This is a genomic window from Rhodopseudomonas palustris (assembly GCF_003031265.1).
In the GTDB taxonomy this organism is placed as follows: domain Bacteria; phylum Pseudomonadota; class Alphaproteobacteria; order Rhizobiales; family Xanthobacteraceae; genus Rhodopseudomonas; species Rhodopseudomonas palustris_H.
In genome coordinates this window covers 2,743,487-2,764,965 of record NZ_CP019966.1, presented here as the reverse complement: position 1 = coordinate 2,764,965, position 21,479 = coordinate 2,743,487, and the positions used below count along the sequence as shown (strand labels likewise).

The following is a 21,479-nucleotide window of genomic DNA, read 5'->3' as shown; positions in this document are numbered from 1 at the left end:
CCGGCTATCTCGACGCCGCCGTTCTGGCGGCCGCGGTGCCCGCGGCCGGCGCGGCGGCACCTGCAGCGGCATTCGCGTTCGCTTGGCGTTCGCGGGCTGCGATCAATTCCTGCTCGATCTTATTGCGCTCGGCCGGCGCCAGCACCGCTTCCTCGCGATTGGCCGGCAGGTCGTTCACGGCCGGAAAAGCGTCGGCTTGCTTGGGCTTGGCAGGGGCATCGCTGCTGCCGAGCAGCGGCATGTCCGACAGCGACACCGAGCAGCCGCCGAGCGCGCAGCCGGCCACGACCAGCGCAGCTGCCACAGCAGCCCGCATGCCGGGTCCCGTCCGTCCACCCGTGCCTGCCACTCGCATCACCCTGCTTGCCTTCACGCGGCCCCGCCTTCCCGATCGTCGCCGCTCGCAACAATCGTCGCACTCGAGGATTAAACCTTAGCTCATTTCGCCTCGAACCGGCCAGCGCCGAGCGGCGACATTAACCGACCCGACCGCCTCAGTGGGATGCCAATGTGGCTAAATCAAGCGCAATTTGTCGCACTGCAGCACATCGAAATCAGCGACGTTTACCGAACTATGCCATCATCCGGGGGCGCGACGACAAATCTCAGCGGATTTTCTGCACCGGATTGTAGTGTTGATTCATGACCGACATGCTCGCAGAACCCAAGGCGGCCCCGAAGTTCGATCCTGACGCATTCGCCCGCAATCTGGCGCAGGCGATGGAGACTGGTAGCCAGGCGCTTGCGACGATGATGAAGTCGCAGAACGGTGCCGTGCCACCGGACGGTCATCCGCCCCCCGGTCTGACCGAAATGGTGAAGAGCTTCTCCACCGTCGCCAATTACTGGCTGTCCGACCAGGACCGTTCCAAAGAGCTGCAGCAGCGGCTCGGCAAGTCGTGTCTCGAACTCTGGGGCGCGGCCTCCAAGCGCCTCGCCGGCGAACAGGCCGAACCGGCGATCGCCCCCTCGCCGCGCGACAAGCGATTCGCCTCACCGGAATGGAAGGCCAACGCGTTCTACGACTTCCTGATGCAGGCCTATCTGCTCACCACGCAGTGGGCCGACGAACTGGTCAAAAACGCTGAGATCGATCCGCACACCAAGCGCAAGGCGGCGTTCTACGTCCAGCAGCTCACCACCGCGCTGGCGCCGTCCAACTTCGTGATGACCAACCCCGAGCTGACGCGGCACACGCTGGAGGCCAGCGGCGACAATCTGGTACGCGGCATGAAGATGCTGGCCGACGACATCCAGTCCGGCCGCGGTCACCTCAAGATCCGGCAGTCCGATCCGGCCGGGCTCGAGGTCGGCGTCAACATGGCGGTCACCCCGGGCAAGGTGATCTTTCAGAACGAGATCATGCAGCTCATCCAGTATGAGCCCGCCACCGAAACGGTGCAGCGCACGCCGCTGCTGATCGTGCCGCCGTGGATCAACAAATACTACATCCTCGACCTGAAGCCCGAGAAGTCGTTCATCAAATGGTGCGTCGACCAGGGCCTCACCGTGTTCGTGATCTCCTGGGTCAACCCGGACAAGAGCCTCGCCGACAAGGATTTCGCCGACTACATGAAGCTCGGGCCGCTGACCGCGATGGACGTGGTCGAGAAGGTCACCGGCGAGATGAAGGTGCACACGCTGGGCTACTGCGTCGGCGGCACCCTGCTCGCCTCGACGCTGGCCTGGCTGGCAGAGCGCCGCCGGGTGCGGGTCACCTCGGCGACCTTCCTGACCACGCAGGTCGACTTCACCCATGCCGGCGACCTGATGGTGTTCGTCGACGAGGAACAGATTTCCGCGGTCGAGCGCGAGATGAAGGTCACCGGGGTGCTCGAAGGCGCCAAGATGGCGATGGCCTTCAACATGCTGCGCCCGAACGACCTGATCTGGTCCTACGTCGTCAACAACTACCTGAAGGGCCAGCCGCCGCAGGCGTTCGACCTGCTGCATTGGAATTCCGACGCCACAAGGATGCCGGCGGCGAACCACTCCTACTACTTACGCAACTGCTATCTCGACAACAAGCTGTCGGCCGGCACCATGGTGCTGGACAACACCACGCTCGACCTCGCCAAGGTCAAGGTGCCGATCTACAACCTCGCCACCCGCGAAGACCATATCGCTCCGGCGGAGTCGGTGCTGTACGGCTCGCAGTTCTTCGGCGGTCCGGTGAAATTCGTGCTGTCCGGCTCGGGCCACATCGCCGGCGTGATCAATCCTCCGGCGGCGAACAAGTACCAGTTCTGGACCAACCCAGACATCTTCGCCGGCTCGGTCGCCAACTGGCTGAACGGGGCCGAGGAGCACAAGGGGTCGTGGTGGCCGGACTGGCGCGCCTGGATCGGCGCCTTCGACGACGAACAGGTCCCCGCCCGCGCCATCGGCAACGAAGCCTACCCGCCGCTGGAAGATGCGCCGGGCAGCTACGTCAAGGTGAGGTCCTGACCGACGCGCGGCGGCAGAGCTTTAGCCGCGCGTCGATCGAGTCAGTTCGCCAGCTTCGCCTCGACCACCCGAGCGATGCGCAGCAGCTTGGCGTCCTCGCCGAAGCCACCGACCACTTGCAGGCCAAGCGGTAGGCCGCGGCCAGACCGGGCGATCGGCATCGTCAGTGCCGGCACGCCCAGCATCGTCCACAGCGCACAAAAACTGGCGTCGCCCGTATAGGCCAGTCCTTCCGGCGCCTCGCCGGGCGCCGGCACCGTCAGGATGCCATCGAGACCGCTGAGATGCCGCGGAAGCTCCTCCCGCAGGGATGCCTGCAGTTGGCGGGCATCGATGTAGCGCGGTGCGCTGATCCCGTTGCCCGTCGCCACCAGCTCCTTGAGCTGCGGGCTGGTCAGATCGGGATGCTGCGTGATCAGCCCGTTGAAGATCGCAGCCGCCTCCGCCGCCAGAATGATCTCCGCGGCTTCGAATCCCTTCCAATAGCGCTCGGGAAGCTCCAGCGATACGACGCCGGCCCCTGTGCGCCGCAACGTATCCAGAGCCGCCTCGAACGCCTGGTTCTGTTCGGCGCTGACCCGATCCCAGATGGGCGGGCGAACCACACCGAGCCGCAGTGACGAGGCCACAGGAAGCACGTCTCCCTCGACGGCTTCGGCTGCCGTCTCCGCGTCGGCGGCGTCGGCCAGCAAGCCAAATGCGAACGCCGCGTCTTCGACCGATCGGGTCAAGAATCCGACGTGATCGAGCGATTGCGCCAATGGGTGAACGCCGTCGCGAACGATCGCACCGAAGCTCGGCTTGAAGCCCACGATGCCGCAATAGGCAGCGGGTCGTACCACCGAACCGACGGTCTGGGTGCCGAGCGCCATCGGCACGATGCCGGCCGCCACCGCGGCCGCCGATCCGCTCGACGAACCGCCGGGCGTGTGCTGCGGATTGTTGGGATTGACCGTTGGCCCCGGGCTCCGCCAGGCAAATTCAGTGCTCACCGTTTTGCCGAACACGATGCCGCCAAGCTGTTTGATGCGCGCCACGATCGGCGCGTCCTGATCCGGGATGTGGTCGGCATAGACCCGTGATCCGTTGGTGGTCGGAATGCCGGCCGTCGCGATGATGTCCTTGATGCCGATCGGGATGCCGGCGAGCGGTCCCTCCCCGCCCGTGAGCTGTTCGCCTAGCAGCCGATGACAGAACGCCTTCAGCCAAGGCTCCACCTCGTCGGCGCGCTGGGTGCAACTGGCAATGTAGTCGGCGGGGCTCAACGTTCCTTCACGGAACGCGCGATGGACTGCGAGCAGTCCCAGCGGATGCGACATGATTGAGATCGTCCTTGAAGCGCAAAAGAAGACGCCGGCGATCGCCTCCGATCGCCGGCGTAATGGCCATGGTTATTTCAGCGCGAGCGCAGGCTTGACGTAGTCCTGAATGACGAAGTCCTCGTACTTCGGCGCCTGCTTGAGATTGCCGAGCGCGATCTGGGTCTGCATCGCGGTCTCGTAGGCCTGCTGCGTTGTCTGCACGCTGCTCGGATAGACGTTTTCGGCGATCATCCGCCGGACGGCCGCTTCGACGATCTTCGGATCGAGCGTCGGGAATTCCTTCTGGGCGATCGCGACCGCTTCATCGGGATTGTTCTTCATGAAGCGCAGCGCCAGCTCCATCGCGTTTACCACCGCCTGCGCATCTTTCGGATCGACGTTCTTGCGAGCGGTGATCGACGAGAACGCATACGGACCGTAGGCTTTCGGGAAGCCGATCACGACCTTCATGCCCTTGGCCACCACCTGATCCAGGCCCGGCTCATACAGCACGGCCACCTTGGCCTGACCGCCGAGGAATGGCCCCGGCTCGGAGCCGATCTGCACCTGCAGCAGATCGACGTCGGAGTCAGGCTTCATGCCGTTGTCCTTGAGCAACTTCATGAACAGCGAGGTGCTGGTGGTCGGCATCAGGCCGGCCACGACCTTCTGGCCCTTGAGATCCTGGAGCGTGTCGTATTTGAAGTCGGGCGCCGCAGCGACCCACACGGCCGCGCCATTCACCACGTTGCAGATGATGCCGACATCGGCGCCCTTCGAATTGGCGATCGCGGTCCATTCCGGACCGTGGATCGAGAACGACGCACTCCCCGACAGAACCGCGGACAGTGCCGTGGTCGGCGAACCTGCGGTCTCCTTGTCGACGTCGAGGCCCTGCTGCTTGAAGAAGCCCTTATCCAGCGCGACGTAGAACGGCAGGTAAAGCATGGACTGGAAGGCCTGAGAGATTTTGACCTGCTTGGCCATCGCGGCGGTGGGGACCACCGTCGAAGCTACTAACGACGCCACGACGGTGGCTGCACCGACAAGTCTTCCGATCGAACGCATAAGGTTTCGGCTCCGAGGTTGGGTGAAGGAGGTGGTGGGAGTTGGTGCGGCCGCGTCTAGGCCTGAATCCGGACGTGTCCGGTGTCCTGCTTCCAGGGCAGCAGGTAGCGCTCGAGCGCATCGATCCCGTGGTAGAGCACGAAGCCCATGAACATCAGGACGAACAGGCCGACCCAGACCGAATTGAGGTCGTAGAGGCTCGATGCGTTGTAAACGAGATGGCCAAGGCCACGCTTGGACGAGATGAACTCTCCGACCACCGCACCGACCAGAGCGAAGCCGATGTTGATCCGGAAGGTTGCGATGATCGCCGGCAGCGACGACGGAACGACCACGCTGTAGAAGATCTGGTGTTTGGAGCCACCCATCGACAGCATCAGCGACTGCAAATCCTTGTCGCTGTCTTTGGCGGCTTGATACGCTGCGATCAGCGCCACCAGCGCCGTCATCGACACCACCAGCACCACCTTCGACAACAAGCCTGTGCCGAACCACAGCAGGATCACCGGGGCGAGAGCAATCTTCGGAACGCTGTTGAGCGCCACGATGAAGGGCTCGACCATCCGGGCGATGAAGGTCGAGTACCACATCGCCAGACCGAGAACCGAACCGACGATGGTGCCGACGACGAAGCCGATCAAAGCTTCGTAGAGCGTGTAGCCGCTGTCGACGAACAGCGATCCATCGAGCAACTGGGTCTCGAACCGCACCCAGATCCCCGACGGCTTCCCGACCAGGAACTCCGAAATCCAGCCCATGCGGACTCCGAGCTCCCACAGCAGGAAGAACGCGACCACCGCGAGCGCCTGCAGCGCGGTGCGACCGAGATGCGTGTCGAACGTGACGACCAGACGCTGGGTCAGGCTGATCGTTTCGTGATTGGGCCGGATGGCAGTGCCGCCGGTACGGGGTGCGACGTCTGTTGCGCTGGTCATCAGTTGGACTTCACTTTTCGGGTCTGAATGTCGAGCTCACCGCAGAGCATGTGGAAATAATCGGAGAAGCGGTGATCGCTGCGCGCCTCCACGGGGCCGGTGCGCTCGATGTCGATGTGATGGACATTCTTGACCCGCGTCGGCCGCCCGCTCAGGGCGACGACGCGCTTGGACAAGGCGACCGCTTCGTCGACGTCGTGGGTGATCAGAATGACGGTCTTGTTGAAGGTCTCGACCGCCTCCATCAGCACGCCTTCGAGATACAGCCGCGTCTGGTAGTCGAGCGCGGAGAACGGCTCATCGAGCAGCAGGATGTCGGGATCCATGATCAGCGTCCGGATCAGCGCCACACGCTGGCGCATGCCGCCCGACAAGGTCTTGGGATAGGCCTTCTCGAATCCCGAAAGACCGAAGGTCGACAGATATTCCCGCGCAGTGTCGAGCGCTTCGGCATCGGCGACGCCGCGCACGCGCAGGCCGAGCAGCACGTTCTCCAGCACCGTCCGCCAGGGAAACAACAGATCCTTCTGCATCATGTAGCCAATGCGGCCGCGCAGACTGCTGACCTGCTCCCCGCGATAGATCAGGCTGCCGCTATCGGCATTCAGTAGTCCCGCGATCACGTTGAAGATCGTCGTCTTGCCGCAACCGCTCGGCCCAATGATGCTGACGAAATCGCGCTCGTAGATGTCGAAGGACAGCCCGTCGAGAACTGGCACTGGCCCCCCTTTTCCGGGAAACACCTTGCGGACGTCTCGAACGCTGAGTTGGATCTGCGGCTCTGCCATGGATTTGCTCCTTTGCGAATGCTTTGCAAAACCCATGCCAGCACATTCGACAAAGGTCGAAGAACGCCAATTCCCGCTGCAGCGCAGGCGATTAGCGGAAGGCCGCCCGCCCTCGCGGCGTTCGCCGCCGCCGTGCTTCGTCCCATCCCGCCGCTCCAATGCATTGTGCATTGTGCACACCGAAGCGGCACCGGTCCGGGCGCGTTCTGTGATATCGAGATTGAAACGACGACTAATCCGCGCGCAATACGAAGCTGCCGACGGCTGCCTCGTAATCGCCTCGGCGATCGGCACTTAAGGGAGTGAAAGATGCGGAGACGTGGACAGCCCACGACGGTCCGCCAGCATGTCCTGCTCGATCTGCGGACCAAGATTCTGCAGGGGCGCTATCCGGCCGGCACGCGGCTGCGGCAGGAAGAGATCGCGCGTCAGCTCGACGTCAGTACGACGCCGGTGCGCGAAGCCTTTCGCGACCTGCTGTCGGAAGGGCTGATCTCACTCGACGCAAGGCGCGGCGCCGTCGTTCGCGGGCTGACGCTGGACGACGTGCAGGAGATCTACCAGATGCGGATGCGGCTGGAGCCTCTGTTGGCCGCCCGCACCTTCGATCGCGTCACTGACGACGATCTCGCCCGCGCCGACGCTTGCCATCGCAAGATGTGCGGCAAGGTCTCGGCGCAAAGCTGGGCCAATCTCAACGAGGAATTTCACGCCGCCCTGACCGGCAACACCACCGGCGGCCGCCTCGGCAGCGTGGTCTACAACCTTGCCCATGCCGCCTCGCCTTATGTCGTCCTGTCGCTATTCGCCGATCCGGACATCCGCGACATGAACAACCGCGATCACGCCGAATTGCTGGCGCTTTATCGGAGCCGCGACCGCGACGGTGTCGTGGCAACGACCGAGCGCCATCTGGCGCAGACACTGCGGCTGATCGAACAGGAGGCGCAATTGAAGTTGGCGCCCGCTCCGGCAGACGACGGCGAACTGCTCACCGCGGCCCGTTGAGGCCGAGAGACCGACGCTATGTCCCCGACACCCAGGCCAGCAGCAGCGCGAAACCGGCGAGACCGACGGTGACGTGCGTGCCGAGCAGGACGTTAGCGCCGACCGGCGAGCGCCGCGCCAGCGCGGCGATGAAGCCGGAGAAGGCCGAAACCGCGAACAGACCAGCCGCGATCTTGCCGAAGGAGACGCTATCCGTCGTCGCAGCTCCATCCGGCGTGCCGTGCAGCAGCATCACGAGAGTCTCGAGCCCGCCAAAGCCGAGCAGCATGTGCAGCGCGACCAGCCCCTGCTTGCGGTCGCCGCGCAGATACAACAGTCCGAGATAAAGCCCCAACGCCGTCGCCGCGCCGAGGATCACCAGCACAGGAGCTGTCGTCATGCCGCCTCCGAAACCGTTTCAATGCAACGGAGCAATTTAAGCATGACGGCGGGAACTTGAGAACAGATCCGAACGGTGCTCGGAGTCATTCCGGGGCGCGAGCGAAGCTCGCGAACCCGGAATCTCGAAGTCGTTCTGGGGAGCGCCGCCACTAAGCCGTGCCGTTTCAGATTCCGGGTTCGCCGCTACGCGGCGCCCCGGAATGACGGCGGACAGCCCGACGTCCCAAGCCAAGTGCAGCCGCCTACGCCACCGATTTGGCGTGGGTGAGCTGGTTGATCTTGCGGATGTGCTCCACGGCGTCCTGGGCGGCCTGGGTGTGGGTGAACAGCTCCAGCTCCTCGACCTCGTGGTCGCCGACCGGGGTGATCGCGGTGTCGGTGTAGGTCAGCCGGTTGGGGTCGCTGCGGATCTTGCGGCGCAGGCCGTCGATCCAGAACCAGTGCCGGACGTTCTGCACCAGCTTGCGGGCCCCCTCGGCAATCAGCTTCGGATAGAACACCAGCGCCGGCTCGACCGGCAGCGACGGGCGGCGGTCCAGCCGATATTTCAGCCGGATGATGCCGCCCTGCAGCGGGTGCACCTTCTCGATCCGGACCATCGACGAGAACAGGAAGATCATCGACGCCAGCCGTGACACACCGACACCGGTCGCGGCGGCGCGGCGCATCATCCGTTCGATGTGCTCGGCCGAATAGTACAGCTCCCAAGCCTTGAGATACGCGCCCTGCCACTCCTCCCGGCTCATCTTCGGATGCGGCGTGACCACGTGTTCGATGTCGAACCGGTTGAGATCGCTGTCCATCGCCACGCCCTGATTCAACAGGCGCTGGTGATCTTCGGAGCCCGGCAACGGCGTCAGGCAGAAGAACTCGAGGATGTCGAGCGGCAGCTCCTTCTGGATGATCGCAATATCTTCGGCGATGCTCTCCGGCGTGTCGTGCGGGAAGCCGAGGATATAGCCCGCATAAGTGATCACCCCGGCCCTCTTCCAGGCCAGCAGCATCTGCCGATATTCGGTGATCTTGTTCTGACGCTTCTTCGCCGAAGCGAGATTTTGCGGGTTGATACTCTCCAATCCGAGGAATGTACGGACCACGCCCGCAGCCCGCGCCTTCTCGATGAAGCCATCGATCTTGTGGCACAGCGTGTCGACCTGGATGACCAGCTTGATGTCCTTCTGCCCGGTCGCAGCAAATTCGCGGCGCAGCGCGGCGAGCCGATCGAGGATCACCTCCCAGTCCTTGTTGCGGGCGAAGTTGTCGTCGGTCATGAAGAACCAGTTGACGCCCTGCGCCATGTTGGCGCGCACCAAGCGCTCGATATCGTCGGCGCTGCGACCGCGCGACTTGCGGCCCTGGACGTTGATGATGGTGCAGAACGAGCACTGATACGGACAGCCGCGGCCGGCATCGAACGAGGTTTGCAGGCTGAACGTCCCCTTGAGGAATTTGCGCGGCAGCACCGGCGTCGGCACGCCCTCGAGGCACGGCAGGTCGTTCAGGTAGTTGTACAGAGGCTTCAGCGCGCCGCTGGCGGCGTCACGCAGCAGCTCGTCGCAGCGGCCTTCGAGCTCGCCGGCATACAGGGTGACACCGAGGTCGAGCGCCTGCTGCAGATCGGGCTGGATCCCGGGGAGCATCGCGATGCAGCCGGAGACGTGGAAGCCGCCGATCGCCACCGGAACGCCGGCGGCCCGCAGCGGCCGAGCGATATCCATCGCGCGCGGGAACTGATTGGACTGCACCCCGACGATGAACACCAGCCCGAAGAAGTCTTGGGCCCGGAACCGCTCGATGATCTGCGGAATGCGCGTTCGAGTGTTGATCTCGTCAGCAGCGGTAATGTCGATCTCGACGTCGCCCAACGCGCGGCGCTGCCGGGCGTCCTCCACCAGGCTGTAAACCACCGCCAGTGAGTTGGAGGGAATGAATGACCTGAACCACTGAATGACGTAGCCGTCGTCATCGTAATGCGACGGTTTGATCAGTGCGATCTGGAACCGCTTCGACGGCCGCGCCGCCGGTTGCACACTCGCCATTGCCGCCCTCACCTGCTCTCGCAACCGAAAGCGATCCCGCCTTCGGCCTCCCGCTTAGAGCTTGGCTCAGGTCGCCGGGCGCTGGCAAGGACGCCCGGCACAACTCACTCAATTATCACTGCAAGCTAATCGCATATGCTGCAGCCGTGGTACTAACCGTGCGCTAACTGAACAGCGGCCGACTTGGTGAGACGCAACAGCAACACTGTGTCTCACTTTGCACAGTCGCCAGGGAACTCAGTGACGGTAAGCAGTCACTCCGGCTTCCGCACCGTTACATGAAGGAACTGAGCAAGTTCCTGGTCGAACCCCTTGCCTTCGCTGGCCTCGACCGCGACCGATGCCCAAGTGCCAGCTTCCGCATAACGCCCACGAAGCCACTCCTCGGACGGGTAATTGTAGTATCGCGCGAGCTTGTCCCGCCCCTCGCTGTCGCCGGACTTGTAGCTGGCATAGAACAGGCCGCCGGGCTTCAGCGCCCGCCAGATCAGTTTCAGCACATCGGCCAGCTCATCGCGCGGCACGTGCAGCAGGCAGGCGTGAGCCCAAACCGCGTCGTAAGCGTCGATCGCGTCGAGCTGATGGAACAACATGGTGCGGACCGGTCGCCCGAGCCGGCGCGACGCTTCCGCCGCGAGTTCCGGGGAGCCGTCGGTCGCGTCGACATCGAAGCCGGCCGCGAGCATCGCTTCGGCCTGGTAGCCGGCCCCGCAGCCGAGCTCGAGGATCTTGGCGCCCGCCGGCAGTTCGCCCAGGAATTTGGTCAGCGTCGCGCTCCGCGGCTGACGCTCGGCGTAAGCGGTGGCATTGCCGCGGTAGAACCGCAGCGTGTCGTCGTCGAAAGCTTGAGTCATGTCAGGTTCCAAAAATGACGTGGCTCCCGCCCAAAGGACGGGAGCCACTCCACAGCAAAGCGAGGCGGCTAATCGACCCCGCCAGTATCAGGCAAGCCGAGCATCAGCCGCATGTTCTGCACGGCGGCACCGGAGGCGCCCTTGCCAAGATTGTCGAGCCGCGCCACCAGCACCGCCTGGCGGTGCGTGTCGCTGCCGAACACGTAAAGTTCGAGCTGATTGGTGTCGTTCAGCGCTTCCGGCTCGATCCGGCCGCCCGCGTACGGCGCAGCATCGAGCGGCGGCACCGACACATAGGTGCTGCCGGCATAACGCTGCGCCAGCGCGGCGTGCAGGTCGGCGACCGCGGGCTTGCCCGGCAGCGTATCGAGATGCAGCGGCACCGATACCAGCATGCCCTGACGGAAGTTACCGACCGAAGGAATGAAGATCGGCCGCCGCGACAGAGCCGAGTACTTCTGGGTTTCCGGCAGATGCTTGTGCGCGAAGCCGAGGCCATACAGCTCGAACGCCGGCGCGGTACCGGCCTCGTAGGCCGCGATCATCGACTTGCCGCCACCGGAATAACCGCTGACGGCGTTGATCGTCACCGGATAGTCGTCCGGCAGCAGACCGGCGTCGACCAGCGGCCGCAGCAGCGCGATGCCGCCGGTCGGGTAGCAGCCGGGATTGGCCACCTTCTTGGCGGCGCGGATCTTGTCGGCCTGGTCCGGCGCCAGCTCGGCGAAGCCATAGACCCAGTCCGGCGCGACCCGGAACGCGGTCGAGGCGTCGAGCACCTTTGGGCCTGCTGCGCCGAGCTCGTCGATCAGCGCCACCGTCTCCTTGGCGGCATCGTCCGGCAGGCACAGGATGACGAGATCGACTTCGGCCATCAGCGCCCGCTTGGCGCCGGGATCCTTGCGCTTGTCGTCGGGGATGTCCTTCACGGTGACCTGGCCGTGGCGGGCCAGCCGCTCGCGGATGCCGAGGCCCGTGGTGCCGGCGGCGCCGTCGATGAACACCACCGGCTTGCCGCTTCTAGCCTTCGCCTGGCCTGAGAGGGTGCTGTCGGTCAGGGTCATGTGAAGCTCCTTGATCAAGCGGGTTCGCCGGCGAGTGCCGGCACGGTGTAATCCAGATGCGGCCGCAGCGCGACCATCTCGGCCGCGATTTCCTGCGAGCCGGCGTCGGGCTGGCGCGCCAGCGCGGCGGCGACCGCGACGTGATCGGCGTCGGACTTGTGCTGGTTGAGCTTGAAACTGCCCGCCACCGCATCCACCCGCATCAGCACCCCGACGATCGCCTGCTTCATCGCATTGCGCCGGCCGGCCGCCATCTTGGCCATGGTCCACGGCCGCTTTGGCGCCAGCGCGGTCTCGAACAAGGCGCTGACGTCGCCGAGCTGCGCCTCCAATTCGCTGGCCGACATCACCGCCGCGGGCCCGGTCAGCTGCACGCTGCGATATAGCCAGGTCGGCACCTGGTCCGGCGATGCGTACCAGTCGGCCGACACATAGGCATGACCGGCGGTCACCGCCATCAGCCACGGCGCGCGGGCGTCGGCGCAGCGCGCCAGCGGATTGTTGCGCGCGATGTGGAACGACAACAGCGGGGTGCCGTCGCTGGCATATTGGATCGCGAACGGCAGCGGCGAAGCGATCGGCCCGGCGGCGTCATGGGCGCAAGCGAGGCCGAAACCGCGCGCCGCCGCGAACGCAAGGCAGGCGGACCGGTCGGGCTTGAACTGGGGTGGCGCATACATGGCGATAAGCTCCTGGTTTGAACGGGAGCCGCCGGATCGATTGCGCGTAAGGGGGATTTGAAGCTCACCTGCCGCGGACCGTAACCGGCGGCAGGGAGGACGCTGTCAGACGCGCGCGTCAACCCATGCCGCGGGAATGCGGCGGCGGGCTTTGGCGGTGGTGAGCGCGTTGAGCATGACGCGTTGATAGGAGCGGTTACGTATCAGGTCAACCCATCACGGCGCAGATCTCAATCTCGCTCATGACGGCGCTGCCGCACGCATAGCTTGCCAATCGTGCGATGGGGCTGTATTTCCCCGCGCACTGGTCGGCAGTTCACCAAGGCGTCGCTGTCCCCTCGGGGAAGCTAAACCTGCCTGTTTCCTTGATCGGCAGACACTTATCCCGTGCCGCCGTCGTAAGTCAGCGACCAACGACATTCATCGTTCGGCACGATCGAGGATGAGGTCATGACCAGAACTGCTTTCCCCTTCGCCACCCAGGATGTGTCCGCGCTGGCGCGCGCGCTCAACCGCGAGCTCGACGCCCAGGGCCACAAGCTCGGCCATGTCGAGATGCTGAACCTGCTGGCGCGCTCGGCCGGCTATCGCAACTTCCAGCATTTCCGCGCCCAGTTCGACGCCGAGGAGCAGCTGCAGCGCCAGCCCGAGCCGGAGCCGGTGGCCGATCTGCAGAAGGTCGCGCAGGCGACGCGTTACTTCGATGCCAGCGGCGGTCTCGCCCGCTGGCCGAAGAAGGCCAGCCATCGCCTGCTCTGCCTATGGGTGATGTGGTCGCGCGTGCCGGCGGGACGCGAGCTCAGCGAGAAACAGCTCAACGAGCTGTTGCTCGCCCATCACGGCTTCGGCGATCACGCGCTGCTGCGCCGCATGATGTGCGACTACGGCCTGATGACGCGCACCCGCGATGGCCGGGTGTATCGCCGGGTCGAGCAGAAGCCGCCGCCGGAGGGCGTGGCACTGATCCGCCACCTCGCCCCGCGGCTCGCAGCCTGAGCCCTCGGCCTTGCGAGCAGCACCCGGATCGGCGCTCCGCGCCGTCCGGGCACAGGCTCCGCGACGAAGCAACGACGAGATTCTCAAGTCTCGGGAACGATCTCAGATCACCGGATTCCACGGCGACGGCACCAGGCGGTAGCCGTCGGCGGTCTTTTCGACATGGCCCATCGCCGGGAACGGGAAATGGAAGCCCTGCACCCGCATCTTCTCGGCGGCGAGCATGTCGTAGGTCTTGCGGCGGGTGGTCTCGGCCATCGCCGGATCCTGATCGAACATCAGGTGCCAGCCCGGATGGGTGACGAACAGCGCCGGCACGTTGGTGACGTCGGACTGGATGAACACCTTGTCGGCGCCGGACGACAGCACGAACGAAGTGTGGCCGGGCGTGTGGCCGCGGGTCTCGACCGCCAGCAGGCCCGGCGCGACGTCCTTGCCCCACTCGTACGGTGTGACCTTCTTGTTGAGCCCGGTGTCGAACACTTTTCGCGCGGTTTGGAACACGCTCTGCATCCGGCCCGCCGGCGCCCGGCTCATCTCGCCGTCGTCCGTGAAGTATTTCCACTCCGCGGCCGGCACCAGCACCTCGGCGTTCGGAAACGCCGGCTGCCCCGACGCATCGAGCAGGCCGTTGATATGATCGCCGTGGAAATGCGAGATCACCACCAGATCGACCGCCTTCGGATCGAACCCTGCGGCCGCCATGTTGCTGGCGAACTGGCCGACATTGCCCTTGCTCGACGCGAACGCGCCGGGGCCGTTGCCGGTGTCGAGCACCACCAGCTTGCCACCGGTGTTGATCACCAGCGGCGCGAAATGGATCGAGACCTTGTCCTTGGGCAGGAACGCCGCTTCCAGCGCCTCGCCGACATCGTCCTTCATGGCGTTGAGCACGAAGCCATCTGCCAGCGGAAAGGTGCTGATGCCGTCGGACACCACGTTCACCTGAGCATCGCCAACCCGGTAGCGATAGTAGCTCGGCGCCTGCTTGTCGGCGACCGGCGCCGCGGCGTGGGCGGGCGCGCTGCGCAGCAGCGGTGCCGCCGCAAGCGCGGCAGTCGCAGTGAGGGCGTGACGTCGGGTCAGATCCATGGCGTGTCCTCGCTGGTGATTTGCGGCGCAGTCTAAGCCGCAACTCATGGCGCGATCACGTCATGACGCGCATTTGATCGGGACCGTCAGACCGACCGCAGGATCCAGCCGAGCCCGATCGACAGGCCGTCGCCGAACAGCAGCAGCACCGCCGACCACACCAAGGCCGACACCACATTGGCGATCTGGAACGGCCAGAACGGCATCTCGAAGATGCCGGCCGCGAGCGGCACCGAGGCGCGCAACGGCCCGAAGAACCGACCGATGAAGATGCTCGGCACGCCCCATTTGCGGACGAAGTCCTCGCCCCGCCGCAGCAGCCCCGGATATTTCGACAGCGGCCAGATCTGGGCGACGTTGTCCTTGTAGCGGTAGCCGAACCAATACGAGACCCAGTCGCCGAGCGCAGCGCCGACGCCGCCGGCGATCCACACCGGCCAGAAGCTGAGGCCGGAGACGCCAATCAGCGCCCCAATCGCAACCAGGGCGCCCCAGGCCGGGATCAGCAGCGAAATGAAGGCGAGCGACTCGCCGAAGGCCAGCGCCAGGACGACGGGTGCGGCCCACGCCTGATGCTGACGCACGAACTCGGCGATGTCGTGGATATAGGCTTCCATTGTCTTTCAGGTGGCCGCCGTCCCCCGACGCGACCTTTCATATGGCTGTCGCAATAGCACGGACCATGGCGGGTCCAACATGCGACACGCCCTCCCGACCAGACCGGCATGGCCGCAATGCGGCCGGCCGGCGCGACCTCGCGCCTCAGCCCGGAAGATTGATCCGGCACAAGCCTTTGCCGGTATTAAGGTATCGCTGCAACGCAGGGTCCCGAGGCGCATCGGCTCTATTCAACCCTGCCCGAGGAGCCTATATGGCCTCCCGGTAGTCGGTCGGCACCGGTTTGCGGGGTGCACATTCTCGTGCATCCGCCCGGCCCGCAGCCCCTGTCGGCGCCCTGCGCCGGCCGGGTCTCGACCCAGCGTCACACCCGTAGCCCTTCCATGGCATAGTGCAACACAGCGATTCGTACGGCTTCGGCCGTTCGCACGACATCAGAACAGACTCCAGGACTCATGGCCAAGGCATTGAAGGCAAGCTCGAAATCGAAATCAGCCAGCGACCTGTTCGGGGCTGCGCCGAAGCCCGCCGCGCCCAAGGCGGCGGCGAAGCCGAGCGGCGCCGAGGACGGTTATACCGCCGCGGACATCGAGGTGCTGGAGGGGCTGGAGCCGGTCCGGCGCCGGCCCGGCATGTATATCGGCGGCACCGACGAAAAGGCGCTGCACCATCTGTTCGCAGAAGTGATCGACAACTCGATGGACGAAGCGCTGGCGGGCTACGCCACCTTCATCGAGGTCGAGCTGTCGGCCGACGGCTTTCTCACCGTCTCCGATAACGGACGCGGCATTCCCGTTGATCCGCATCCGAAATTTCCGAAGAAGTCGGCGCTCGAAGTGATCATGTGCACGCTGCACGCCGGCGGCAAATTCGACAGCAAGGTGTACGAGACCTCGGGCGGTCTGCACGGCGTCGGCGTCAGCGTCGTCAATGCGTTGTCGTCGCGTCTTGAAGTCGAAGTGGCGCGCAATCAGCAGCTCAGCCGCATGGTGTTCGAGCGCGGCCATCCCAAGGGCAAGCTCGAGGACCTCGGCAAGGTCAACAACCGCCGCGGCACCCGCGTCCGCTTCAAGCCCGATACCGAGATCTTCGGCGCCAAAGCCGCGTTCAAGCCGCAGCGTCTGTTCAAGATGGCGCGGTCGAAGGCGTATCTGTTCGGCGGCGTGAAGATCCGCTGGAAGTGCGATCCCGAACTGCTCAAAGGCATCGAGGACGTCCCGGCCGAGGACGAGTTTCACTTCCCCGGCGGCCTGAAGGACTTCCTCGGCGCGGCGATCCACAACGACACGCTGGTGCACCCGGACATCTTCGCCGGCAAGTCGGGCCGCAACGGCGCGCACGGCGCGTGCGAATGGGCGGTCGCCTGGACGGCCGATGCCGACGGCTTCCTGTCGTCGTACTGCAACACTGTGCCCACGCCCGACGGCGGCACTCACGAATCCGGCTTGCGCAGCGCCCTGCTCCGCGGCCTCAAGGACCACGCCGAGCGCGCCGGCCAGGGCAAGCGCGCCTCGTCGATCACCTCGGAAGACGTGATGGTCGGCGCCGCGGTGATGCTGTCGGTATTCGTGCGCGAGCCCGAATTCCAGGGCCAGACCAAGGACCGCCTCGCCACCGCCGAAGCCCAGAAGATCGTCGAACAGGCGATCAAGGATCCGTTCGACCACTGGCTGTCCGGCAACCCGGTGCAGGCCACGAAGCTGCTCGACTTCGTGATCGAGCGCGCCGAGGAGCGGCTGCGCCGCCGCCAGGAAAAGGAAATCTCGCGCAAGACTGCGGTCAAGAAGCTGCGGCTGCCGGGCAAGCTGGCGGACTGCACCTCGACCGCGGCCGAAGGCTCCGAGCTGTTCATCGTCGAGGGCGACTCGGCCGGCGGCAGCGCCAAGCAGGCGCGCGACCGCTCGACCCAGGCGGTGCTGCCGCTGCGCGGCAAGATCCTCAACGTCGCCTCCGCCGGAAAGGACAAGGTGGTGGCGAATGCCCAGCTGTCGGACCTGATCCAGGCTCTCGGTGTCAGCACCGGGGTGAACTACCGCGAGGAAGATCTGCGCTATTCGCGCATCATCATCATGACCGACGCCGACGTCGACGGCGCCCACATCGCCTCGCTGCTGATCACCTTCTTCTACCGGCAGATGCCGAAGCTGATCGACGAGGGCCACCTCTATCTCGCCGTGCCGCCGCTGTACCGGCTGACCCATGGCGCCAAGACGGTGTACGCCCGCGACGACGCCCACAAGGAAGAGCTGCTGCGGAAGGAATTCAACGCCAACGCCAAGGTCGATGTCGGCCGCTTCAAAGGTCTTGGCGAGATGATGCCGGCGCAGCTCAAAGAGACCACGATGGATCCGGCCAAGCGCACGCTGCTGCGCGTCGTGCTGCTCCCCGACGACCGCGACGGCACCGCCAATTCGGTCGAGCGGCTGATGGGCACCAAGGCCGAAGCCCGCTTCGCCTTCATCTCCGAGAAGGCCGAGTTCGCCAGCGACGAATTGCTGGACGTGTAAGACGAAGACGCGCCGCCGCCGAAAGCGGCGGCGCAGACCTCGCGGCTATCGCGCCTTGACGCCTTCGACCACGCCGGTCGGCTCAGGGCTGAGCACACGATAGATCACGCCGCCGAGTACACCGCCGATCAACGGCGCCACCCAGAACAGCCAGAGCTGGCCGATCGCCCAGCCGCCAACGAACAGCGCCGGACCGGTGCTGCGGGCCGGATTGACCGAGGTGTTGGTCACCGGAATGCTGACCAGATGGATCATCACCAGCGCCAGGCCGATCGCCAGCGGCGCGAAGCCGGCCGGCGCCTTGCCGTGGGTCGAGCCCATGATCACGAACAGGAACATCATGGTCATCACCACTTCCATGACGAAGCAGGCGACCAGATTGTACTGGCCCGGCGAATGCGCACCGTAGCCGTTTGAGGCAAAGCCCTTTGCGAGGTCGAAGCCGGCCGCGCCGCTGGCGATCAGATACAGCAGCGCCGCCGCGGCGATCGCGCCGAGCACCTGGGCGATGATGTACGGGGCGATCTGCTTGACCGGGAAACGTCCCCCCGCGGCGAGGCCCAGCGTCACTGCCGGATTGAGGTGACAGCCGGAGATGTGCCCGATCGCGTAGGCCATGGTGACGACGCTGAGCCCGAACGCCAGCGACACGCCGACAAGGCCGATGCCGACCTGGGGAAATCCCGCTGCGATCACCGCACTGCCGCAGCCGGCGAAGGTGAGCCAGAACGTGCCGATCATCTCCGCAAGATACTTATTAATATTCATGTCTCTTTCCTCGATCATCACGACCGAATTGACGGCGTGAGGCGCAGTGCTGTGCCGGGTGGTGGTGGCGGAGCTAAGCGAGGCCACGAGCGAATTGATGGCGCACTGCGTTTTTAATAAAGATTCGCAAATTGAATATCGCATATCAAATGCGACACTGCACAGGCATCGTTACCAGCCGATCTTGCTTATACCGTCCGCACCTGATCGGCCGTGCGCCCTGCCCGCCCCGCCGAAACCAGCGAGGCTCGACGCGTTCGCTCGCAACCTTGCCGACCGAGCCACGTTGATCGCTCGGCAACTCGGAGCGGAGATCATGATGAGACCCTGGATCCTGGCGATCACCGCCGCGGCGATGCTGGGGCCAAGCCTTGCAAAGGCGCAGCAAGCGGACGGCTGGCAGCGCTACACGATCCGGGACAGCGGCGCCTCGGTCGCTGTGCCGACCGCGATCTTCAGCGACGATGGCGGAGCCGCACAGATTGGTCCGGGCCGCCGCTTCGTCACCTCGGATGGGCGGGCCGACCTCACGGTGCAGACCGTCGCCAACCCAAGCGGCATATCTCCGGCCGCGTTCCTGGCGGCGCGCAAGCCGCCGTCGGGCGTCATCTATCGCCGCGTCACCCCGCGGTTCTTCGTCGTCTCCAGCATCCGTAACGATCGCATCTGGTACAATCGGTGCAATCGAGCGGCGGGCGTGATGCACTGCGTGCTGATCAACTATCCCGCGGCCGAGAAGCGCCGCTGGGATCCGATCGTCACCCGGATCAGCCGCTCGCTCAGTGGCGGCTAGTCCAGCTCGACCTTCGCGGGTCTTGTGCCGGTCGGCCAAACCGTGCCTAATTCGTCCATGCGCACATTGTTTCTCGTCATCGGCGTCATCGCCCTGCTCGTGGGGCTGGTCTGGACCGGCCAAGGCGCCGGCCTCATTCAATGGCCGGCTCAGAGTTTCATGATCAACCAGTCGCAATGGATGTGGTACGGCGCCTCGACCGCATTCGGCGGGCTGCTGCTGATCTTCATTTCGCGCAAGGCGTGAGACGGCACGCGGCAAGCGGCCGCCTCACGATGGTCAGCTCGCCGTGCGCAGCTTGAGATAGTCCATCGCCTTTAGATCGGTGAGCAGGTCGGGGCCGGTCGGTGTCCAGTTCAACCGGCTACGCGTTGCGGCGCTCGACGCCCGCATGTCCATCGCCATGAACGGCGCCAGCCAGCCGAAGTGACCGACCGCCTCGTCCGCCTGCAACGCGGCCACCGGAACGCCGAGACCTGCGCCGATCGTCTCGGCGATTCGGCGCATACTGACGCCTTCCTCGGCGGCCGCATGATAGCGGGCGCCAGCCTGGTGATGTTCGAGAGCGAGCCGATACAGGCGCGCGGCATCGTCGATATGGACAGCCGACCAAAGGTTGCTGCCGTCGCCCACATAGGCCGACACGCCCTTGGCCCGGCCGATGTCGATCAGTGGCGAGATCAGCCCCTGCTTTTCGGTGTCGTGCACCTGCGGCAGCCGCACCACCGCTACCGAGACGCCCTTGTCGGCGGCCTCCCGGCCGGCGCGCTCGCTGGCGATCCGCGGCAAAGCGTGAGCCCAGTCGACCACCTCCTCCACGGCTGGCAGACCGGCCCCGGGGGAGCCGATGCCGGTCGCCGACGTAATAATCAGCGGCCGGTCCGAGCCCTTCAGCACCTCCGCCAACGCGCTGATCACGCGCGCGTCCTTGGCGCAATTCTCAAGATAGCGCGAGAAGGTGTGATCAAACGCCGTGTGGATCACGGCATCCGCCTGCTCGGCCCCGCGCGCGAGACTGCCGGCATCTTCCAGTGTGCCGCGATGAACGCTGGCGCCTGCCTGAGCCAGCCAACGCTCGCCCGCATCGGATCGGGTCAGCCCGGTCACCTGATGGCCGGCGGCAAGCAGTTCTTTGAGGACGTGCGAACCGACGAAGCCGGTCGCACCAGTGAGGAAGACACGCATCAGACACCTCCGAGTTTGTTCGGCGGCAAATCTGGCGGTATGTCTAAACCTGTTAAAGCCGTGACATTATCCTGGTATAATAATCAACAGGATCCGACGTGACTCCTGATCAGAACGCGCTCGGTTCCTATTTGCGCAGCCGCCGGACGCGACTCGACCCGGCCGCGCTCGGTTTCTCCATCGGTCGGCGCCGCACGCCTGGACTGCGGCGCGAGGAAGTGGCGCAGCGCGCCAATATCAGCCCCACTTGGTACACTTGGCTCGAACAGGGCCGCGGCGGCGCGCCGTCGGCCGCGGTGCTTGATCGCATCGCCAAGGGCCTGATGCTGACCGAACCCGAACGGGAGCATCTGTTCATGCTCGGCCTCGGCAGGCCGCCGGAAGTGCGATACACGCCCACCGACGGCATCTCGCCGCGATTGCAGCGGGTGCTGGACGCGATGCCGCTCAGTCCGGCCATTATCAAGACCGCAACCTGGGACGTCGTCGGCTGGAACAAGGCCGCTGCGGCACTGCTCACGGACTACAGCAAGCTGCCGCGCGAGCAACGCAACATCCTGCGCCTGCTGTTCGGCAATGCTCGCAAGCGAGCCCGGCAGGAAGACTGGAGCAGCGTGGCGCGCTTCGTCGTCGGCGCGTTCCGTGCCGACGTGGCCCGCGCCGGCGCCGCCGGTACTGAAGAAGTGTCCCGATTGGTGGATGAGCTGTGCCGGCTCAGCACCGAATTCGCCGCGCTGTGGCAGGACAACGACGTCGTCGCGCATGGCGAAGGCGTCAAGTGCATCAAACACCCAGAGGCCGGTCGTCTGGACCTGGAGTTCTCGTCCTTCGCGGTCGAGGGGCGCCCCGAGCTCGGCATGATCGTCTATAATCCTGCCTCGCCGCAGGTGGCCGAGCGCGTTCGTGCACTGATCGAGGCGAAGGGCGCCTCATGACGGACCTGTGCTACTTCAG

At 65.1% G+C, this 21,479-nt stretch carries 21 protein-coding genes; 7 read left to right on the top strand and 14 right to left on the bottom strand.

The window, feature by feature from the left end; genetic code table 11:
- Window positions 1-4: 4 nt before the first annotated feature.
- On the bottom strand, window positions 5-316 hold the full coding sequence (locus RPPS3_RS12715; protein ID WP_107344426.1) for a hypothetical protein: 312 nt from the start codon (window positions 314-316) through the stop codon (window positions 5-7).
- A 326-nt stretch (window positions 317-642) separates the two neighbouring features.
- Here RPPS3_RS12715 and RPPS3_RS12710 point away from each other — a divergent pair, with 326 nt between their 5' ends.
- Window positions 643-2,448 (top strand): PHA/PHB synthase family protein, encoded by a 1,806-nt coding sequence (locus RPPS3_RS12710; RefSeq protein ID WP_107344425.1) that lies wholly within the window; start codon window positions 643-645, stop codon window positions 2,446-2,448.
- A 41-nt stretch (window positions 2,449-2,489) separates the two neighbouring features.
- On the opposite strand, the gene RPPS3_RS12705 is transcribed toward RPPS3_RS12710, so the two are convergent.
- The 4 genes from RPPS3_RS12705 to RPPS3_RS12690 form a co-directional block, all read right to left on the bottom strand.
- Window positions 2,490-3,767, bottom strand: coding sequence for an amidase (locus RPPS3_RS12705; protein ID WP_107344424.1), 1,278 nt, complete (start codon window positions 3,765-3,767; stop codon window positions 2,490-2,492).
- A 72-nt stretch (window positions 3,768-3,839) separates the two neighbouring features.
- On the bottom strand, window positions 3,840-4,817 hold the full coding sequence (locus RPPS3_RS12700) for an ABC transporter substrate-binding protein (RefSeq protein ID WP_107344423.1): 978 nt from the start codon (window positions 4,815-4,817) through the stop codon (window positions 3,840-3,842).
- A 56-nt stretch (window positions 4,818-4,873) separates the two neighbouring features.
- Window positions 4,874-5,752, bottom strand: coding sequence for an ABC transporter permease (locus RPPS3_RS12695; RefSeq protein WP_107344422.1), 879 nt, complete (start codon window positions 5,750-5,752; stop codon window positions 4,874-4,876).
- Complete coding sequence (locus tag RPPS3_RS12690) at window positions 5,752-6,834, bottom strand: ABC transporter ATP-binding protein (protein ID WP_234819945.1); 1,083 nt, start codon at window positions 6,832-6,834, stop codon at window positions 5,752-5,754. Before RPPS3_RS12690 ends, RPPS3_RS12695 begins: the two co-directional genes overlap by 1 nt.
- Window positions 6,835-6,849: 15 nt before the next feature.
- On the opposite strand from RPPS3_RS12690, the gene RPPS3_RS12685 reads away from it, so the two are divergent.
- Complete coding sequence (locus RPPS3_RS12685; protein ID WP_107344420.1) at window positions 6,850-7,548, top strand: GntR family transcriptional regulator; 699 nt, start codon at window positions 6,850-6,852, stop codon at window positions 7,546-7,548.
- A gap of 16 nt (window positions 7,549-7,564) precedes the next feature.
- Here the strand turns inward: RPPS3_RS12685 and RPPS3_RS12680 are convergent, their stop codons facing one another.
- The 5 genes from RPPS3_RS12680 to RPPS3_RS12660 form a co-directional block, all read right to left on the bottom strand.
- On the bottom strand, window positions 7,565-7,927 hold the full coding sequence (locus RPPS3_RS12680) for a hypothetical protein (RefSeq protein ID WP_107344419.1): 363 nt from the start codon (window positions 7,925-7,927) through the stop codon (window positions 7,565-7,567).
- A 244-nt stretch (window positions 7,928-8,171) separates the two neighbouring features.
- The gene (locus RPPS3_RS12675; protein ID WP_107344418.1) at window positions 8,172-9,968 is read right to left on the bottom strand and encodes a B12-binding domain-containing radical SAM protein; all 1,797 of its coding nucleotides are present in this window, start codon (window positions 9,966-9,968) and stop codon (window positions 8,172-8,174) included.
- A gap of 254 nt (window positions 9,969-10,222) precedes the next feature.
- Complete coding sequence (locus RPPS3_RS12670; RefSeq protein ID WP_107344417.1) at window positions 10,223-10,822, bottom strand: class I SAM-dependent methyltransferase; 600 nt, start codon at window positions 10,820-10,822, stop codon at window positions 10,223-10,225.
- Window positions 10,823-10,890: 68 nt separating this feature from the next.
- The gene (gene argC / locus RPPS3_RS12665) at window positions 10,891-11,886 is read right to left on the bottom strand and encodes an N-acetyl-gamma-glutamyl-phosphate reductase (protein ID WP_107346586.1); all 996 of its coding nucleotides are present in this window, start codon (window positions 11,884-11,886) and stop codon (window positions 10,891-10,893) included.
- Between the two features lie 14 nt (window positions 11,887-11,900).
- Complete coding sequence (locus RPPS3_RS12660) at window positions 11,901-12,566, bottom strand: FMN-binding negative transcriptional regulator (protein WP_107344416.1); 666 nt, start codon at window positions 12,564-12,566, stop codon at window positions 11,901-11,903.
- Window positions 12,567-13,016: 450 nt separating this feature from the next.
- On the opposite strand from RPPS3_RS12660, the gene RPPS3_RS12655 reads away from it, so the two are divergent.
- Window positions 13,017-13,562, top strand: coding sequence for a DUF2087 domain-containing protein (locus tag RPPS3_RS12655; protein WP_107344415.1), 546 nt, complete (start codon window positions 13,017-13,019; stop codon window positions 13,560-13,562).
- A gap of 102 nt (window positions 13,563-13,664) precedes the next feature.
- Here the strand turns inward: RPPS3_RS12655 and RPPS3_RS12650 are convergent, their stop codons facing one another.
- Together RPPS3_RS12650 and RPPS3_RS12645 are read right to left on the bottom strand one after the other, a co-directional pair.
- Window positions 13,665-14,654, bottom strand: coding sequence for an MBL fold metallo-hydrolase (locus RPPS3_RS12650; RefSeq protein ID WP_107344414.1), 990 nt, complete (start codon window positions 14,652-14,654; stop codon window positions 13,665-13,667).
- 86 nt (window positions 14,655-14,740) lie between these two features.
- Window positions 14,741-15,271, bottom strand: coding sequence for a DedA family protein (locus tag RPPS3_RS12645; RefSeq protein WP_107344413.1), 531 nt, complete (start codon window positions 15,269-15,271; stop codon window positions 14,741-14,743).
- A 456-nt stretch (window positions 15,272-15,727) separates the two neighbouring features.
- On the opposite strand from RPPS3_RS12645, the gene parE reads away from it, so the two are divergent.
- Window positions 15,728-17,779, top strand: a complete 2,052-nt coding sequence (gene parE, locus RPPS3_RS12640) for a DNA topoisomerase IV subunit B (RefSeq protein ID WP_107344412.1) — start codon at window positions 15,728-15,730, stop codon at window positions 17,777-17,779.
- A 45-nt stretch (window positions 17,780-17,824) separates the two neighbouring features.
- On the opposite strand, the gene aqpZ is transcribed toward parE, so the two are convergent.
- Window positions 17,825-18,547: an aquaporin Z gene (gene aqpZ / locus RPPS3_RS12635; RefSeq protein ID WP_107346585.1), complete on the bottom strand. Its 723-nt coding sequence runs from the start codon at window positions 18,545-18,547 to the stop codon at window positions 17,825-17,827.
- 316 nt (window positions 18,548-18,863) lie between these two features.
- Here aqpZ and RPPS3_RS12630 point away from each other — a divergent pair, with 316 nt between their 5' ends.
- Together RPPS3_RS12630 and RPPS3_RS12625 are read left to right on the top strand one after the other, a co-directional pair.
- Complete coding sequence (locus RPPS3_RS12630) at window positions 18,864-19,340, top strand: hypothetical protein (protein WP_199852135.1); 477 nt, start codon at window positions 18,864-18,866, stop codon at window positions 19,338-19,340.
- Between the two features lie 57 nt (window positions 19,341-19,397).
- Window positions 19,398-19,586 carry a hypothetical protein gene (locus RPPS3_RS12625; protein WP_042441071.1) on the top strand — a complete coding sequence of 63 codons (189 nt, stop codon included), beginning with the start codon at window positions 19,398-19,400 and terminating at the stop codon, window positions 19,584-19,586.
- Between the two features lie 33 nt (window positions 19,587-19,619).
- On the opposite strand, the gene RPPS3_RS12620 is transcribed toward RPPS3_RS12625, so the two are convergent.
- Window positions 19,620-20,525 (bottom strand): SDR family oxidoreductase, encoded by a 906-nt coding sequence (locus RPPS3_RS12620; RefSeq protein WP_107344411.1) that lies wholly within the window; start codon window positions 20,523-20,525, stop codon window positions 19,620-19,622.
- Window positions 20,526-20,623: 98 nt separating this feature from the next.
- On the opposite strand from RPPS3_RS12620, the gene RPPS3_RS12615 reads away from it, so the two are divergent.
- Complete coding sequence (locus RPPS3_RS12615) at window positions 20,624-21,460, top strand: helix-turn-helix transcriptional regulator (RefSeq protein WP_107344410.1); 837 nt, start codon at window positions 20,624-20,626, stop codon at window positions 21,458-21,460.
- The last annotated feature ends 19 nt before the right edge of the window (window positions 21,461-21,479 follow it).

What these genes read in the sequence shown, in the direction of transcription:
- aqpZ (WP_107346585.1), bottom strand. Translation starts at nt 18,547, where the DNA reads ATGAATATTAATAAGTATCTTGCGGAGATGATCGGCACGTTCTGGCTC.
- RPPS3_RS12710 (WP_107344425.1), top strand. Translation starts at nt 643, where the DNA reads ATGACCGACATGCTCGCAGAACCCAAGGCGGCCCCGAAGTTCGATCCT.
- RPPS3_RS12705 (WP_107344424.1), bottom strand. Translation starts at nt 3,767, where the DNA reads ATGTCGCATCCGCTGGGACTGCTCGCAGTCCATCGCGCGTTCCGTGAA.
- RPPS3_RS12695 (WP_107344422.1), bottom strand. Translation starts at nt 5,752, where the DNA reads ATGACCAGCGCAACAGACGTCGCACCCCGTACCGGCGGCACTGCCATC.
- RPPS3_RS12670 (WP_107344417.1), bottom strand. Translation starts at nt 10,822, where the DNA reads ATGACTCAAGCTTTCGACGACGACACGCTGCGGTTCTACCGCGGCAAT.
- parE (WP_107344412.1), top strand. Translation starts at nt 15,728, where the DNA reads ATGGCCAAGGCATTGAAGGCAAGCTCGAAATCGAAATCAGCCAGCGAC.
- RPPS3_RS12660 (WP_107344416.1), bottom strand. Translation starts at nt 12,566, where the DNA reads ATGTATGCGCCACCCCAGTTCAAGCCCGACCGGTCCGCCTGCCTTGCG.
- RPPS3_RS12715 (WP_107344426.1), bottom strand. Translation starts at nt 316, where the DNA reads ATGCGGGCTGCTGTGGCAGCTGCGCTGGTCGTGGCCGGCTGCGCGCTC.
- RPPS3_RS12680 (WP_107344419.1), bottom strand. Translation starts at nt 7,927, where the DNA reads ATGACGACAGCTCCTGTGCTGGTGATCCTCGGCGCGGCGACGGCGTTG.
- RPPS3_RS12645 (WP_107344413.1), bottom strand. Translation starts at nt 15,271, where the DNA reads ATGGAAGCCTATATCCACGACATCGCCGAGTTCGTGCGTCAGCATCAG.
- RPPS3_RS12630 (WP_199852135.1), top strand. Translation starts at nt 18,864, where the DNA reads ATGATGAGACCCTGGATCCTGGCGATCACCGCCGCGGCGATGCTGGGG.
- RPPS3_RS12675 (WP_107344418.1), bottom strand. Translation starts at nt 9,968, where the DNA reads ATGGCGAGTGTGCAACCGGCGGCGCGGCCGTCGAAGCGGTTCCAGATC.
- RPPS3_RS12655 (WP_107344415.1), top strand. Translation starts at nt 13,017, where the DNA reads ATGACCAGAACTGCTTTCCCCTTCGCCACCCAGGATGTGTCCGCGCTG.
- RPPS3_RS12685 (WP_107344420.1), top strand. Translation starts at nt 6,850, where the DNA reads ATGCGGAGACGTGGACAGCCCACGACGGTCCGCCAGCATGTCCTGCTC.
- argC (WP_107346586.1), bottom strand. Translation starts at nt 11,886, where the DNA reads ATGACCCTGACCGACAGCACCCTCTCAGGCCAGGCGAAGGCTAGAAGC.
- RPPS3_RS12700 (WP_107344423.1), bottom strand. Translation starts at nt 4,817, where the DNA reads ATGCGTTCGATCGGAAGACTTGTCGGTGCAGCCACCGTCGTGGCGTCG.
- RPPS3_RS12625 (WP_042441071.1), top strand. Translation starts at nt 19,398, where the DNA reads ATGCGCACATTGTTTCTCGTCATCGGCGTCATCGCCCTGCTCGTGGGG.
- RPPS3_RS12620 (WP_107344411.1), bottom strand. Translation starts at nt 20,525, where the DNA reads ATGCGTGTCTTCCTCACTGGTGCGACCGGCTTCGTCGGTTCGCACGTC.
- RPPS3_RS12650 (WP_107344414.1), bottom strand. Translation starts at nt 14,654, where the DNA reads ATGGATCTGACCCGACGTCACGCCCTCACTGCGACTGCCGCGCTTGCG.